Origin of the sequence: Pseudomonas sp. Bc-h (assembly GCF_002080045.1) — a bacterium.
GTDB lineage: Bacteria > Pseudomonadota > Gammaproteobacteria > Pseudomonadales > Pseudomonadaceae > Aquipseudomonas.
Genome location: NZ_MUIN01000005.1, coordinates 315,426 through 330,346 on the forward strand (window position 1 = coordinate 315,426; position 14,921 = coordinate 330,346).

A 14,921-nucleotide genomic window follows, 5' to 3' on the forward strand; every position below is an offset into this window, starting at 1 on the left:
GAATGAACATGCAACTGATTTGGCTGCGCAGCGATCTGCGCGTACACGACAACACCGCGTTGAGCGCTGCCATGGAGCAGGGCCAGACGCTGGCGGTGTACATGATCAGCCCCGCGCAGTGGCAGAGCCATGACGATGCGCCGTGCAAGGTCGACTTCTGGCTGCGCAACCTGTCGGCGCTGAAAGCCGAATTGAGCGCCCTGAATGTGCCGCTGTTGATCGTCCACGCCAACACATGGGACAAGGCGTCCAATGCGTTGCTCGACCTGTGCAAGGAACACGGTATCGAGCAGGTTCATGTAAACGAGGAGTACGGCGTCAACGAGACTCGCCGCGACCGTGATGTGCAGTCAGCACTGGAAAAACAGGGCATCGCGTTTCGCAGCCACCTCGATCAGCTGTTTTTCAAGCCGGGCAGCGTACTGACCAAGAGCGGCAGTTATTTCAAGGTGTTCACGCAGTTCCGCAAGGTCTGTTACGGCCGCCTGCATTACTCGGTGCCGGCATTGGTTCGCCTGCCAAAGAAGCAATCGGCGCTGCACATCAAGAGCGACGATGTGCCTGAACAGGTCAGGGGATTCGCCACCCCGTCCGATGCGCTGCGCAAACTCTGGCCGGCCGGTGAAGACGAGGCGCGTCGTCGCCTGGAAGCCTTCACCGACGAGCAAGTGCATTACTACCTGGACGAACGGGACTTCCCGGCCAAACCCGGCACCAGCCAGCTTTCGGCCTACCTCGCCGCCGGGGTGATATCCCCGCGCCAGTGCCTGCACGCCGCGCTGCGCAGCAATAACGGCGAGTTCGAAACCGGAAACGCGGGCTCAGTCACCTGGATCAACGAATTGTTGTGGCGCGAGTTCTACAAGCACGTGCTGGTGGGCTTCCCCCGGGTTTCTCGTCATCGCGCGTTCCGCCCGGAAACTGAAGCGCTGAAATGGCGGCACGCACCCAAGGAGCTGGAAGCCTGGCAAAAAGGCCGCACAGGTTTGCCGATTGTCGACGCCGCCATGCGTCAGCTGCTGGAAACCGGCTGGATGCACAACCGCCTGCGCATGGTCGTGGCGATGTTCCTGACCAAGAATCTGCTGCTCGACTGGCGCGAAGGCGAACGCTTTTTCATGCAGCATCTGATCGACGGCGATCTGGCCGCAAACAACGGCGGCTGGCAGTGGAGTTCCTCTACCGGAACCGACTCGTCGCCCTACTTCCGGATCTTCAATCCGTTGAGCCAGTCCGAACGTTTCGATCCCGAAGGACGCTTCATCAAGGCCTGGATTCCGGAACTCGCCAGCTTGAACAAGCGCGATATCCATAACCCGTCAGCCCTTGGCGGCCTGTTCGGGGTCGAGGGTTACCCGGCGCCCATCGTCGATCTGAAGTCCAGCCGCGAACGGGCGCTGACCGCCTTCAAATCCCTGCCTCATCGACAAGCAGAGACTCAAGACCATGAGTGAATTCCTGCGCGACTATGCCCGGCGTTTCGCCGAACTCGACAAAGACAACCTGCATTTGCTGGGTGAGCTGTACAGCGAGGACATCGCCTTCGCCGACCCGCTACATGAAGTCCACGGTCTGCACGATCTGCGCAAATATTTTGCGGATCTCTACGCCAACGTGTCGGACCTGCAATTTGAGTTTCACGCCTTCGACCAGGTGCGCGAAGGCAAGGGCTATCTGCGCTGGACCATGACCTACCGCCACCCGCGCTTGAATCAGGGCGAGCCGATTGCGGTGCAAGGCTGCTCGCATCTGCTGTGGACCGAGCACAAGGTGTTCCAGCATCGCGACTTCTTCGACGCCGGCGCTCTACTGTACGAACACTTGCCCGTGATGGGCCGAATGATTGGCTGGCTCAAAAGGCGACTGGCATGAAGCGGCGTATCTGGCTGACCGGCGCCAGCAGCGGAATCGGTCTGGCACTGGCAGAAGAGCTGTTGAAGGCTGGTCACCAGGTCGCATTGACGGCCCGTAGCCTTCCACCTCTCGAAGCCTTGGAGCAGCGCTTCCCCCATCAGGTGCTATTGGCCCCCGGCGACGTGACCGACCTTGAGCAGGTGACGGCCATCGGTGAGCGCATTGCGCAAGCGTGGGGGGCGGTGGACACGGCAATTCTCAATGCGGGCACCTGCGAATACATCGACGCTCGGCAGTTTGACGCGCGACTGGTCGAGCGCGTGGTGAACACCAACCTGATCGCCACCTCTTATTGCGTGCAGGAAGCCTTGACCCTGTTGCGCCTGGGTCAGCGCCCGCATCTGGTGGGGGTCGCCAGCTCGGTGGCCTTTCTGCCGCTGACACGCTCTGAGGCGTATGGGGCCTCTAAAGCCGGCCTGCGTTACCTGTTTCAGTCGCTGCGCATCGATCTTGCTCAAGAAGGTATCGATGTCACGATCGTCAGCCCGGGCTTTGTGGACACGCCGCTGACGGCGAAGAACGACTTTGCGATGCCAATGCGCTGGCCTGCCCCGAAAGCCGGCGCTTACATCGCCAAACGCCTGGAGAGAGCACGTCGACCGCTGGAAATCGCTTTCCCGCTGCCCTTCATCCTGACGCTGAAATTCATCGCCCTGCTGCCTGAGCGCGTGCAGCTTGCGCTGGGCAAACGCATGGTCCGCTCCGCCAGCCAGAATGAGGGCGTGCAATGAAGATCGCCATCGTCGGCAGCGGCATTTCCGGCCTGACCAGCGCCTGGCTGCTCAACCGCGCACATGACATCACGGTTTTCGAAGCCGACAGCTGGATTGGCGGGCATACCCACACCGTCAGCGTCTCGGTGAATGGCAAGCCGCACGCGATCGACACCGGCTTCATTGTCTTCAACGACTGGACCTACCCCAATTTCATCAAGCTGCTGGGCCAGCTCGGCGTCGCCTTCAAACCCACTGAAATGAGCTTTTCGGTGTGCGACCCGCACAGCCGCACCGAATACAACGGCAACAATCTCAACAGCTTGTTCGCCCAGCGCAGCAACCTGCTGTCGCCAACCTTCTGGGGAATGCTGCGGGACATTCTGCGTTTCAACAAACAGGCACTGCTCGACCTGCAAAGCCAGCGAATTGCCGCTGACACTACCCTCGGCGCCTATCTGAAAGCCGAAGGTTACGGTCGGCGCTTCACTGAGCACTACATCGTGCCCATGGGCGCGGCGATCTGGTCGATGTCGTTGGCCGACATGCTGAGCTTTCCGCTGCAATTCTTCGTGCGTTTCTTCAAGAACCACGGCCTGCTCTCGGTCAGTAATCGCCCGCAATGGTGCGTGATCGAAGGCGGCAGCAGCCGTTATATCGAGCCACTGACTGCCCCTTTTCGCGACAAGATCCGTCTGCAATGCCCGGTCCACCGAGTGGAACGAGACAAGGACGGCGTGACGATTCACAGCACCAGCGGCAGCGAACGTTTCGACAAAGTGATATTTGCCTGCCACAGCGATCAGGCCTTGGCGATGCTGGCGACGCCGAGCGCGAACGAGCGGGAAATCCTCGGTGCCCTCCCCTACGCCGACAACGACGTGGTACTGCATACCGACACCAGCCTGCTACCCAAACGCCCGCTGGCATGGGCCAGCTGGAACTACCGTCTGGGCGGCGCAGGCGATCAGTCGGCCGCCGTCACCTACGCAATGAACATCCTGCAAGGGATCGAAAGTGACACGACCTTCTGCGTCAGCCTGAATCAGACGCCCGCCATCGACCCGAGCAAGATCCTGGCGCGTTATCGCTATGCCCATCCGCAGTACAGCTTGAAAGGCATCGCCGCTCAGGCCCGGTGGCAGGAAGTATTCGGCGCCCAACACACCTATTACTGCGGCGCCTACTGGGCCAACGGCTTTCACGAAGACGGTGTGGTCAGCGCCCTGCGCGTGGCATCCGCTTTTGGGGAATCGCTATGAACAGTGCCCTGTATAGCGGCTGGGTGAGCCATCGGCGCTTTTCACCCCGAGCCCACGCGTTCACTTATCGCATTGGCATGCTGTATCTGGACCTCGACGAGCAGGATGCCGTGATGAAACTGTCACCGTTCGCCGGGGCAAGCCGTCTGGCGCCGTTTTCATTTCGGCAGGGCGATTACTTGCGTGATTACACCGGGCGAGGCATTCCGTTGATTGGTGCCGTGCGCGAGATCGTCCGCCAGTCGCTGGGCCGCGCACCGCTTGGCCGTGTGTGCCTGCTGACTCAGGCGCGCAGTTGGGGGCTGTCGTTCAATCCGGCGAGCTTTTTCTATTGCTTCGAGCGGGACGGCTCACTGGCTGCAATTGTCTGTGAAGTCACCAATACCCCGTGGCGCGAGCGCTATCACTACGTGCTGCCCGCGAACACCGACGGCCATCAACATTTCGCCGTGGCCAAGGCCTTTCACGTCTCGCCGTTTCTGCCTAGGGATCTGGAATATCGCATGAGCTTCAGCCAGCCCGGCGAGCGGCTCGGCGTGCACATGGCTGACTGGCAGGGCGAGCACAAGGTGTTCGACGCCACCCTCAACCTGCAACGCCAGCCACTGAGCCGCCCTGCATTGCATCGTCATCTGCTGACGTTTCCCTGGATGACCGCCAAGACCTGCCTGGCTATTTACTGGCAGGCGCTGCGCCTTTTCGCCAAACGCACGCCGATTTTTTCCCATCAGGCAGCCGAAGGCTCTTATCGCATTGCCGCCGTTCAACCCAAGGATCGACGCCATGAAAAGCCCTAGTGCAGTAGCCGGATTCAGCACTAATCATTTCACCGCCAACCTCTTGCGACGTGGCGTTCTGCGGCAACTGGCGCATCTGCGTCACAGCCAGTTGGTGGTGTACGAAGGCGATGATCGCCACGTGTTCGGCGCGGCAGGTTCGGCGCTGTTGGGCGAGATCCACGTACAGGACGCGGCCGTCTGGGGGCTGGTCGCCAGTAACGGCTCGATCGGTGCGGGCGAAGCGTTCATTCACGGTTACTGGAGCAGCCCGGACTTGACGGCGGTGATCCGCGTGTTCGTCAGCAACCTGGATGTGCTGGATGCCCTGGAGGGTGGTCTGGCGCGCCTCGGCCGCCCCTTCGTGCAAGGCCTGCACTGGCTCAATCGCAATACGCGGGAAGGTTCGCAGAAAAACATCGCCGCTCACTACGACCTGGGCAACGATCTGTTCGAGCAGTTTCTCGACCCGACCATGATGTATTCGGCGGCGCAGTTCCTCAGCCCTGACGACACGCTGGAGCAGGCGCAGCTGAACAAACTGGAGCGGATCTGCCAGAAGCTCTCGCTCAAACCCAGCGACCATTTGCTGGAAATCGGCACCGGCTGGGGCAGCATGGCGATTTACGCCGCCCAGCACTATGGCTGCAAAGTCACGACCACGACCCTTTCCAAAGAGCAGTTTGCCTACACCGAAAAGCGCATTGCCGAACTCGGCCTGCAAGACCGCGTCACGCTGCTGCTCACCGATTATCGTGACCTGTCCGGGCAATACGACAAGCTGGTCTCCATCGAAATGATCGAAGCCGTAGGCCATCGTTTCCTGCCGACTTACTTCAAACAGTGCACGCAGTTGCTCAAGGACAACGGCCTGATGCTGCTGCAAGCCATCACCATCCGCGAGCAGCGCTATGAACAGGCCCGGCGCAGCGTCGATTTCATTCAGCGCTACATCTTTCCGGGCGGCGCATTACCGTCCGTTACCCGAATGCTGGAAATCGTCAGTGCCGACACCGACATGAACCTGCTGCATATGGAGGACTTCGGGCTGCATTACGCGAAGACCCTGCGCCTGTGGCACGACAACTTCCGCCATGCCACCGGTTACCTCACGGAACTCGGCTATGACGATTATTTCCTGCGTCTCTGGGAGTTCTACCTGTGCTACTGCGAGGGCGGATTTCTGGAGCGCACAATCGGCACCGCGCAGTTGCTGCTGGCTAAACCCAAGGCCATCCCGCAGCCATTGCTGGGTCGGTTCGATGCTTAAAAAGCTCGTCAACGCCGTGTTGTTTCAGGTCGGCTGGTTCACCTGCGTCTTGGGTGGCAACAGCGGTTGGTTGCTGATCGCCCCGGTGATTTTTTTCGTACACCTGCGCTGGATTGGCTCATGGCAGGCCGAAGGCAAGCTATTGATGACAGTATTTGCCCTCGGGTGCGTCATCGACAGCGCACTGATCAAACTCGGCGTGTTCGATTTCGGTGAGGTCGGACGCGTCGTTCCCTTGTGGCTGGCGCTGCTGTGGCCGTTGCTCGCCACCACCTTGGGCCATTGCCTGGCGTGGTCCGCCAGGCCGTGGTGGCTGGCCAGCGTGCTTGGGGCTGTCGGTGGACCGGCGTCCTATATCGCGGGGTCTCATCTGACGTACGTCCAGTTGCCGCTCGGCGTCTGGCCTAGCGCGCTGATTCTCGCGGCGATCTGGGCTGTTGTATTTCCGCTGCTGCACTGGCTGGCGGTCTATTTCCGCGAAGCACACAGTGGCGAAGTTTCAGCATGAAGGCGGCGTCCGTCAGACCGCCCACCCGCGGCTCCCTCACTGCTTTACACTGCGGCCCATGACTGTCATCCCCCTGCTCCAACTTCCCGCAGAACCTGCCGTCACCTGTTCGACCTGCGCGGCCTGCTGCTGCCAGCTTGAAGTGATGCTGATCACCGACACCGGTGTGCCTGAGCGTTTTATCGATACCGACGATTGGGGCGGCGAGGTGATGTTGCGCCTGGACGATGGCTGGTGCGCTGCGCTGGATCGCGACACGATGATGTGCACGATCTACGACAGGCGGCCATTGATCTGCAGAGAATTCGAGATGGGTGCGCCGGAATGCATTACCGAGCGGGAAGGGATTGCGACGGCGTATTTGTAGAGACTGACACGCCGCGCTGTAGCAGCCCGGCTTGCCGGCGATGGCATTCTCCTGATTGCCACCGCCGGCAAGCCGGACTGCTACAGATGCTGACAGCGAATGATCGCTTAGAACGGCATCGTGTAATGAATCGCGTAGCTTTCGATACCGTCGTTGGTGCTGGTCAGGCCACCGTTGGAGTAGTGAGTGGCACGCAAGCCGACTTCATGACCACCGGCGAAGCGCAGACCGAAGCCCAGACGGTCTTCGAACTGGAACGCACTGCCCAGTTTGTTGCCTTCGACTTCCGTGCGCTGGAATACAGCAGCACCGATACCGGCTTCAATGTAAGGTTTGACGCTCTCGCCGGAGAACTCGTAAACGAATACCGGAGAAAACGAGAGGCTGTTGTTGCTGGAGTTCTTGTCACCTTCCCAGTAGGTGTAGGCGCCGCTCCAATAGCCGGTCAGGCGACCAACACTGGTTTGCCACCAGCTCTTGTCCCAATCAAATTGCGCGCCCAAACGATAGGTCATCGTCGATTCGCCGGTGTGCCCCACCGAAAACTCAACACCATCCGCCTGCGCGATTGCACTTTGCCCCGTTAACGCGGCCGCAATCGCAGCCAAACAAAACAGTCGCTTCATCTGAAACTTCCCATTTTCGAATGCAGTTAGAAAATTTTTATATCAACAGACGTCCTGTAGAAATCTGTTGGCGAACATTAGTTCAGTCAAAAAGCAGCGCTATTCACGTTTTTTTCACGGAACGAAGCTTCGCACACTGTCAGATTTTTTCCATAGTAACGGTAGGATGTTTCGGAAATTATCCGGATCGCCGCTGGTCCAGAATTGCGCAGCCTGGGGATGGCCGCTTGCGAGCAGGTCTCGCTGACTGAGTAAACGCTGTAACTGGCGTGCGACGGCGGCGCCGGTGTCGATCAGGCTGATGGACGCGGGAATCATTTCCCGCAACAGCGGTTTGAGGAAGGGATAGTGGGTGCAACCCAGGATGATCGTGTCGCAGCCTGCCGTCAGTAGCGGCTCGAGATAACCCTGAAGTAACTGGCGAATGGCAGGGCTGGCCAGATCACCTGTCTCGATCAATTCCACCAGGCCCGGACACGGCTGGGTGATGACCTGAACATCTGCGGCGAATCGATCCAGCAAGGCGGCAAATTTTGCGCTCTGCAAGGTGCCGGTGGTTGCCAGCACGCCCACCACGCCGCTTCGCGTCGCCGCCGCTGCCGGTTTCACCGCTGGCTCCATGCCGACGATTGGCCAGTCCGGGTAAAGCTCACGCACTTGTGCGACGCCGGCCACGGTTGCGGTGTTGCACGCCAGCACCAGCGCCTTGGCGCCCCTTTCATGGAAGAATCTGGCGATGGTCACGCAACGCTGGCGAATGAATTCCGGGGTCTTCTCGCCGTAGGGAATATTTCCGCAATCGGCCACGTACAGCAGCGACTCGCGGGGCAGCAACTGGCTGATTTCACCCAGCACCGACAATCCGCCGACCCCGGAATCGAACACTCCTACTGGCGCGTCGTTGTCTCTAGCCATGCTTGACCGTTCTATCCATGAGGTTGTTCAGGCCCCGCGCCACAGACGCTGCAACCCGGATCGCGTTTGACTTTCAGCTCGCGGAATCGTGTACCCAGCGCGTCGATCAACAACAGGCGACCGACCATGGGCTCGCCGAAACCGGCCAGCAGCTTAAGAGCTTCCAGCGCTTGCAGGCTGCCGACCAATCCCACCAAAGGCCCGATGACGCCTGCCTCGCTGCAGGTCAACTCCGTCTCGCTGCCATGCCCATACAAACAGTGATAGCACGGGCTTTCAGCGCGACGTGGGTCGAAGACTGATAACTGTCCTTCAAGACGAATCGCCGCGCCGCTGACCAAAGGTTTGCGCGCTGCAACGCAGGCCGCGTTGACCGCTTCGCGGGTAGTGAAGTTGTCGGAGCAATCGAGTACCAGATCCACTGCTTCGACCGCGGCGGCGAGGGAATCTTCATCCAGCGCAGCCCGATGAGCAACCAGCCTGATTTCGGGGTTAATGGCTGTCAGGCGGGCGATGGCCGAATCGACCTTGCTCTGGCCCACGCTCTGGCTGTCATGAATGATCTGGCGTTGAAGATTGGTCAGATCGACCGTATCGAAGTCCGCCAGATGCAATTCACCGACACCGGCAGCGGCCAGATACAACGCCACTGGAGAACCCAGCCCGCCGACGCCGATGATCAGCGCGCGGCTCTGCTTGAGGCGCAACTGGCCGTCGATGTCGACCTGTTGCAAAAGGATCTGCCGGCTGTAGCGCAGCAGCTCTTCGTCGGTCAGCACGGCACGCGGCCAAAGGTGATGCGTTCGTGGTCACCCAGGTCGCGCCGCGTCTGAATCTGCTCGAAACCGTGACGGTTGAGCAGTTCACGCACCGCCGGGCCTTGATCGTAGCCATGTTCCAGCAACAGCCAGCCACCGGCTTCCAGATGCGCCGGCGCCTGGGAGACGATAAGGCGCAGGTCGTCCAGGCCGTCGGCACCTGACACCAGCGCACTGCTCGGCTCAAAACGCACGTCGCCTTCGACCAGATGCGGGTCGCTGGACGCTATATAAGGAGGGTTGCTCAGGATCACATCGAAACGCTGGCCTTCCACGGCGCTGAACCAGTGGCTTTGCAGCACCCGAGCGTTATTCAGATGCAAACGCTGGCGGTTGCGTTCGGCGAGTTCGACCGCTTCTTCGACGCGATCCACCGCTGTGACTGTCCACTGCGGACGGTCCTTGGCCAGCGACAAGGCGATAGCGCCTGTGCCAGTACCCAGATCGAGCAAGCGATGAGGGATCGCCCCTGGCACCAGTTCCAGTGCGGTTTCCACCAGCATTTCGGTTTCCGGACGCGGGATCAGCGTGTGGGTCGCGACCTCAAGGTCGATGTTCCAGAAACCCTGTTGCCCGAGAATGTAAGCCACCGGCTCGCCGGTACGTCGGCGCTTGAGGTAACCCTCGAATGCCTGCGCGGCTTCGGTGCTGACAATACGCTCCGGCCAGGTGTGCAGAAAGCTGCGAGGCTTGCCCAGGGCAGCCGCCAACAGCAGTTCGACATCCAGACGGGCTGTCGGAGAATCCGGCAGTTCTGCGTTTCTTAACAAGCTGGCGATGATGGTCATTTACTCACCCAGTGCCGCAAGTTGATCTGCCTGATACTCGGCAAGCAACGGTTCTATCACTGCATCGACCCCGCCGGCCAAAACTTCATCCAGCGAATAAAGGGTCAGGTTCACGCGGTGATCCGTCACTCGCCCCTGAGGGAAATTGTAGGTGCGAATACGTTCGGAGCGGTCGCCAGAACCCACCAGCAACTTGCGTTCGCTGGCAATCGCGTTGGCGGCGGCGGCGGTCTGCTGGTCGTTGAGCTTGGCCGACAACCAGGCCATGGCCCGAGCGCGGTTCTTGTGCTGGGAACGCTCTTCCTGACACTCAACGACGATACCGGTCGGCAAGTGCGTGATGCGAATCGCCGAATCGGTCTTGTTGACGTGCTGCCCCCCGGCACCTGAGGAACGATAGGTGTCGACACGCAGGTCGGCCGGGTTGATCTCGATAGTCTGCTGCTCGTCAGGCTCGGGCAATACGGCAACCGTGCACGCAGAGGTATGGATGCGCCCCTGGGACTCGGTCTCGGGCACACGCTGTACACGGTGCGCGCCGGACTCGAACTTCAGTTTGCCATAGACATTCTCGCCCTCGACCCGAGCAATGACTTCCTTGAAGCCGCCATGCTCGCCTTCGTTCTCGGAGAGGATTTCGACCCGCCAGCCACGACGCTCCGCATAACGCGAGTACATGCGGAACAGGTCGCCTGAGAATATCGCCGCCTCGTCACCACCGGTGCCAGCCCGGATTTCCAGGAACACGTTACGACCGTCGTTCGGGTCCTTGGGCAGCAGCATCTTCTGCAGATCGCCTTCCAGAACCTCCAGTCGATCCTTGGCCTCGCGCACTTCCTCGACCGCCATTTCGCGCATGTCCGGGTCGCTGTCCTTGAGCAGCGCCTGGGCACCTTCGAGGTCACTCTGCACTTTCAGCAGTTGCTTGTAGGCCTGGATTACTGGCTCGACTTCGGCGTACTCACGGGAGTAGGCGCGGAATCTGGTCTGATCGGAAATGACTTCGGCATCGCCAAGCAGCGCGGTCAATTCCTCGAAACGGTCGCTGAGCACGTCCAGCTTATTGAGCAGTGAAGCTTTCATTGCGGGGGTTTATCCGTGGAGCCCTCATGGAGGGCAAAGAGTTCCTGGGCCATGGCCAGCGCATCGACGCGGCCTTCGGCAGACAGCTTTTTCAGTTGCACGCTTGGCGCATGCATCAATTTGTTGGTCAGGCCACGTGCCAGCGCCATCAGTACATCTTCGGCGTTGCTGCCGTTGGCGAGCATGCGCTGAGCCTTTTGCAGCTCTTCGTCCCGCAGGCGCTCGCTTTGTTGACGATAGGCCTTGAGCACATCAACCGCCGCCAGTTCGCGCAGGCGCGACATGAAATCGTCGACGCCCACGCTTACCAGTTCTTCGGCCGCCTGGGCTGCACCCTGACGACTCTTGAGGTTTTCCGCGACGACTTCGTGCAGATCGTCCACGGTATACAGGTAAACGTCGTCCAGTTCGCCGACTTCGGGTTCGATGTCACGGGGGACAGCGATATCGACCATGAAGATCGGCTTGTGCTTGCGCAGTTTCAGCGCGCTTTCCACCGCGCCCTTGCCCAGGATCGGCAGCTGGCTGGCGGTAGAACTGATGACGATATCGCTGTTGACCAACTCAGCCGGGATATCGGCCAGCAGCACCGCGTGGGCGCCGAACTCTTCAGCCAGAATACTTGCGCGCTCCAGCGTGCGGTTGGCGACAACGATACGCTTGACCCCCAGATCGTGCAGGTGTCGGGCGACCAGCGTGATGGTTTCGCCGGCGCCGATCAGTAATGCCTGGCTGCGTTGCAGGTCGCTGAAGATCTGCTTGGCGAGGCTGACCGCCGCAAAAGCGACCGAAACCGGGTTTTCGCCGATGGCCGTGTCGGTGCGCACCTGCTTGGCGGCACTGAATGTCGCCTGAAACAGACGCCCCAATAACGGCCCGATGGTGCCGGCTTCGCGGGCCACGGCATACGCGGACTTCATCTGCCCCAGAATCTGCGGCTCGCCCAGCACCAGCGAATCGAGCCCGGAAGCCACGCGCATCATGTGTCGCACGGCCGCGTCTTCCTCGTGCACATAGGCACTGGCGCGCAATTCGTCGATATTGAGGTGGTGATAATCGGCCAGCCAGTTCAGCACCACGTCGGCGGTGAGCTGATCCTGCTCTATATAAAGCTCGCTGCGATTGCAGGTCGAAAGAATGGCCGCTTCGCGACTCTGGGTCAGGCGGCACAGCTGCTGCAATGCCTCGACCAACTGCTCAGGCGTAAATGCCACGCGCTCGCGGACATCCACTGATGCAGTCTTATGGTTGATACCCAGTGCAAGAAAGGCCATTCAAGGTCGCTGATGGTGACGTGAAGCCGGCAATTGTCCTACTTCAATAGATTCAGGACAACCACCGCAATACATTCAGAACGACCAGGACCGTCTATTGTCCCTATAGAGATCCGCTTTGCGGCGCCGCGCCTGCGACAAATTGTCCAAGCGCAGGCTGTAAATAGCGGGTTCGTAGTTTTCGCGCGGGCTGTGGGTTTGCTCCCTGCCTTGTGTCATGATGCTTCCAAACCGCAGGTAAGCCGCCCTCTCTTCTATATGAATAAATCCTCCGCGTTGTTCCTTGCCCTTGTCGTTCTTGGTGGCTGTCAGTCTACGGCCCCTGTTTCCACGGAGCCTGCTGCTCCGGCGAAAGAAGCGACGCCCGCACCTGAGGCCAAACCCCAGGTTTATGGTTCGTTCACCCAGGAAACGGTCGTCAGCCTGCTGACCGCCGAGCTTGCCGGACAACGCAATCGCTTCGACATTGCGCTGGACAACTACGTGACCGAGGCGATCAAGACCCAGGATCCTGGCATCTCCGAGCGCGCGTTCCGTATTGCCGAGTATCTGGGCGCCGACCAGGCCGCTCTGGACACCTCGATGATCTGGGCGAAAAACGACCCGGGCAACCTCGAAGCGCAACGCGCCGCAGCCATTCAGCTGGCCCGCGCCGGTCGCTACGATGACTCCATGCGTTATATGGAGAAGGTGCTGCAGGGCCAGGGCGATACCCATTTCGACTTCCTGGCATTGTCGGCGGCGGAAACCGACTCCAATACCCGCAAAGGCCTGCTCGCCAGCTTCGACCGCTTGCTGGCCAAATACCCGAAGAACGGCCAGCTGATTTTCGGCAAGGCCCTGCTGCTGCAACAGGAAGGTGACAGCGCCGCCTCGCTGAAACTGCTCGAGGACAACCCGCCGGGCGAAGGCGAAGTTGCGCCGATCCTGCTGCGCGCGCGTCTGCTGCAAAGCATGAATCGCGGCAAGGAAGCATTGCCGCTGCTGGAAAAAAGCATCAAGAAATACCCGGACGACAAGCGTCTGCGCCTGACGTACGCACGCATGCTGGTTGAGCAGAACCGTATGGAAGACGCCAAAGTGCAGTTTTCCAGCCTGGTTCAGCAATATCCGGATGACGATGAACTGCGTTACTCGCTGGCGCTGGTCTGCCTTGAAAACAAAGCCTGGGATGAAGCCCAGGGCTATCTGGAAGATCTGGTCGCCCGTGGCAGCCATGTCGATTCGGCCCATGTGAATCTTGGCCGCATCTATGAAGAGCGCAATGATCCACAGAACGCGCTGAACGAATACGGCCAGGTCGGGCCGGGCAATGATTATCTGCCCGCACAGCTGCGTCAGGCCGATATCCTGATGAGCAACGGCAGCACCGCCGAGGCCTCGAAACGTCTGGCCCAGGCCCGTGCGGACCAGCCCGATTACACCATTCAGTTGTATCTGATCGAAGCAGAAACCCTGACCAACAACAACCAGAGCGATCGTGGCTGGCAGGTGTTGAGCCAGGCGTTGAAGCAGTATCCGGACGACCTGAACCTGCTTTACACCCGCGCCATGCTGGCCGAGAAACGCGATGACCTGAAGCAGATGGAGACAGATCTGCGGGCGATTCTCAAACGCGAGCCGGACAACGCCATGGCGCTGAACGCGCTGGGTTATACCCTCTCTGATCGCACCACCCGCTACGCCGAAGCGAAGGAACTGATTGAACGGGCGCACCAGCTCAATCCGGAAGACCCTGCCGTGCTCGACAGCCTGGGCTGGGTCAACTACCGCCTGGGCAATCTTGACGAGGCCGAACGCCTGCTGCGTGAAGCGCTGGAGCGTTACCCCGACCATGAAGTCGCCGCACACCTGGGTGAAGTGTTGTGGGCCAAGGGCCAACAACGTGAAGCTCGCAAAGTGTGGGGCAAAGCCCTCGAACAGCAACCTGACAGTCCGGTCCTGCGCAGCACCTTGAAACGCCTGACCGGCTCCGAGACTCTCTGATTTATGTTATTGCGCCACGTACTTGCATTCAGCCTCATCGCCCTGCTCGCCGGCTGTGCGGGCATCACCTCCCACGAAGCCGTTCAGGGCAAGGGCGACGCCAATAAATGGCGGGCCAATAAAGAACAACTCGCCAGCCTCGACGGCTGGCAGATCAACGGCAAGGTCGGCATTCGCGCGCCCAAGGATTCGGGTAGCGGCACGTTATTCTGGCTGCAACGTCAGGATTACTACGACATTCGCCTCTCCGGCCCGCTCGGTCGTGGCGCCGCACGCCTGACCGGCCGCCCCGGCGCGGTGTCGCTGGAAGTCGCCAATCAAGGCCGTTACGAGGCGCCGGATCCGGAAACCCTGCTCAAGGATCAACTGGGCTGGAAGCTGCCGGTTTCGCATCTGGTCTGGTGGGTCCGCGGCTTGCCCGCCCCTGACAGCAAAAGCAGCCTGACCCTGGATGGCGACAGTCGCCTGTCCAATCTCGAGCAGGACGGCTGGCAGATCGAATACCTGAGCTACACCGAACAGAACGGCTACACGCTGCCCGAGCGCATGAAACTGCACGGCCAGGATCTGGATGTCACGCTGGTCATCAAGGACTGGCAACCGCGCAAACTGGGGCAATGA

Annotated in this window: 16 protein-coding genes; 10 read left to right on the plus strand and 6 right to left on the minus strand. The window is 60.3% G+C overall.

All coding sequences use genetic code 11. The annotated features are described in order from the left end of the window. Positions 1-8 precede the first annotated feature (8 nt). The 8 genes from phrB to BWR59_RS10330 are packed head-to-tail and all read left to right on the plus strand — an operon-like array spanning position 9 to position 6,810. The gene (gene phrB / locus BWR59_RS10295) at positions 9-1,454 is read left to right on the plus strand and encodes a deoxyribodipyrimidine photo-lyase (protein WP_081565531.1); all 1,446 of its coding nucleotides are present in this window, start codon (positions 9-11) and stop codon (positions 1,452-1,454) included. Next, a complete protein-coding gene (locus BWR59_RS10300) occupies positions 1,447-1,872 on the plus strand; it encodes a nuclear transport factor 2 family protein (RefSeq protein ID WP_081565532.1) in 426 nt (141 codons plus the stop codon). The genes phrB and BWR59_RS10300 overlap by 8 nt, the downstream gene beginning before the upstream one ends. Then, positions 1,869-2,645, plus strand: a complete 777-nt coding sequence (locus tag BWR59_RS10305; protein WP_081565533.1) for an SDR family NAD(P)-dependent oxidoreductase — start codon at positions 1,869-1,871, stop codon at positions 2,643-2,645. The genes BWR59_RS10300 and BWR59_RS10305 overlap by 4 nt, the downstream gene beginning before the upstream one ends. After that, positions 2,642-3,889 carry an FAD-dependent oxidoreductase gene (locus tag BWR59_RS10310; RefSeq protein ID WP_081565534.1) on the plus strand — a complete coding sequence of 416 codons (1,248 nt, stop codon included), beginning with the start codon at positions 2,642-2,644 and terminating at the stop codon, positions 3,887-3,889. Before BWR59_RS10305 ends, BWR59_RS10310 begins: the two co-directional genes overlap by 4 nt. After that, positions 3,886-4,686: a DUF1365 domain-containing protein gene (locus BWR59_RS10315; protein ID WP_081565535.1), complete on the plus strand. Its 801-nt coding sequence runs from the start codon at positions 3,886-3,888 to the stop codon at positions 4,684-4,686. The genes BWR59_RS10310 and BWR59_RS10315 overlap by 4 nt, the downstream gene beginning before the upstream one ends. Further along, positions 4,673-5,935, plus strand: coding sequence for a cyclopropane-fatty-acyl-phospholipid synthase family protein (locus tag BWR59_RS10320; RefSeq protein ID WP_081565536.1), 1,263 nt, complete (start codon positions 4,673-4,675; stop codon positions 5,933-5,935). Before BWR59_RS10315 ends, BWR59_RS10320 begins: the two co-directional genes overlap by 14 nt. Continuing rightward, the gene (locus tag BWR59_RS10325; RefSeq protein ID WP_081565537.1) at positions 5,928-6,443 is read left to right on the plus strand and encodes a DUF2878 domain-containing protein; all 516 of its coding nucleotides are present in this window, start codon (positions 5,928-5,930) and stop codon (positions 6,441-6,443) included. The genes BWR59_RS10320 and BWR59_RS10325 overlap by 8 nt, the downstream gene beginning before the upstream one ends. A gap of 58 nt (positions 6,444-6,501) precedes the next feature. Next, entirely contained in the window at positions 6,502-6,810 is a 309-nt protein-coding gene (locus BWR59_RS10330; protein WP_081565538.1) for a YkgJ family cysteine cluster protein, read from the plus strand. A 107-nt stretch (positions 6,811-6,917) separates the two neighbouring features. Here the strand turns inward: BWR59_RS10330 and BWR59_RS10335 are convergent, their stop codons facing one another. The 6 genes from BWR59_RS10335 to hemA form a co-directional block, all read right to left on the minus strand. Continuing rightward, the gene (locus BWR59_RS10335; protein WP_081565539.1) at positions 6,918-7,436 is read right to left on the minus strand and encodes an acyloxyacyl hydrolase; all 519 of its coding nucleotides are present in this window, start codon (positions 7,434-7,436) and stop codon (positions 6,918-6,920) included. Positions 7,437-7,550: 114 nt separating this feature from the next. Next, complete coding sequence (gene murI / locus BWR59_RS10340) at positions 7,551-8,351, minus strand: glutamate racemase (protein ID WP_081565540.1); 801 nt, start codon at positions 8,349-8,351, stop codon at positions 7,551-7,553. Positions 8,352-8,362: 11 nt separating this feature from the next. After that, positions 8,363-9,130 (minus strand): molybdopterin-synthase adenylyltransferase MoeB, encoded by a 768-nt coding sequence (locus BWR59_RS10345; RefSeq protein WP_081565541.1) that lies wholly within the window; start codon positions 9,128-9,130, stop codon positions 8,363-8,365. Next, entirely contained in the window at positions 9,124-9,957 is an 834-nt protein-coding gene (prmC, locus tag BWR59_RS10350; RefSeq protein ID WP_081565542.1) for a peptide chain release factor N(5)-glutamine methyltransferase, read from the minus strand. Before prmC ends, BWR59_RS10345 begins: the two co-directional genes overlap by 7 nt. Beyond that, on the minus strand, positions 9,958-11,040 hold the full coding sequence (gene prfA / locus BWR59_RS10355; protein WP_081565543.1) for a peptide chain release factor 1: 1,083 nt from the start codon (positions 11,038-11,040) through the stop codon (positions 9,958-9,960). Continuing rightward, positions 11,037-12,314, minus strand: a complete 1,278-nt coding sequence (hemA, locus tag BWR59_RS10360; RefSeq protein WP_081565544.1) for a glutamyl-tRNA reductase — start codon at positions 12,312-12,314, stop codon at positions 11,037-11,039. Before hemA ends, prfA begins: the two co-directional genes overlap by 4 nt. 258 nt (positions 12,315-12,572) lie before the next feature. On the opposite strand from hemA, the gene BWR59_RS10365 reads away from it, so the two are divergent. Together BWR59_RS10365 and lolB are read left to right on the plus strand one after the other, a co-directional pair. Then, complete coding sequence (locus tag BWR59_RS10365) at positions 12,573-14,300, plus strand: tetratricopeptide repeat protein (RefSeq protein WP_081565545.1); 1,728 nt, start codon at positions 12,573-12,575, stop codon at positions 14,298-14,300. Positions 14,301-14,303: 3 nt separating this feature from the next. Beyond that, entirely contained in the window at positions 14,304-14,921 is a 618-nt protein-coding gene (lolB, locus tag BWR59_RS10370) for a lipoprotein insertase outer membrane protein LolB (RefSeq protein ID WP_081565546.1), read from the plus strand.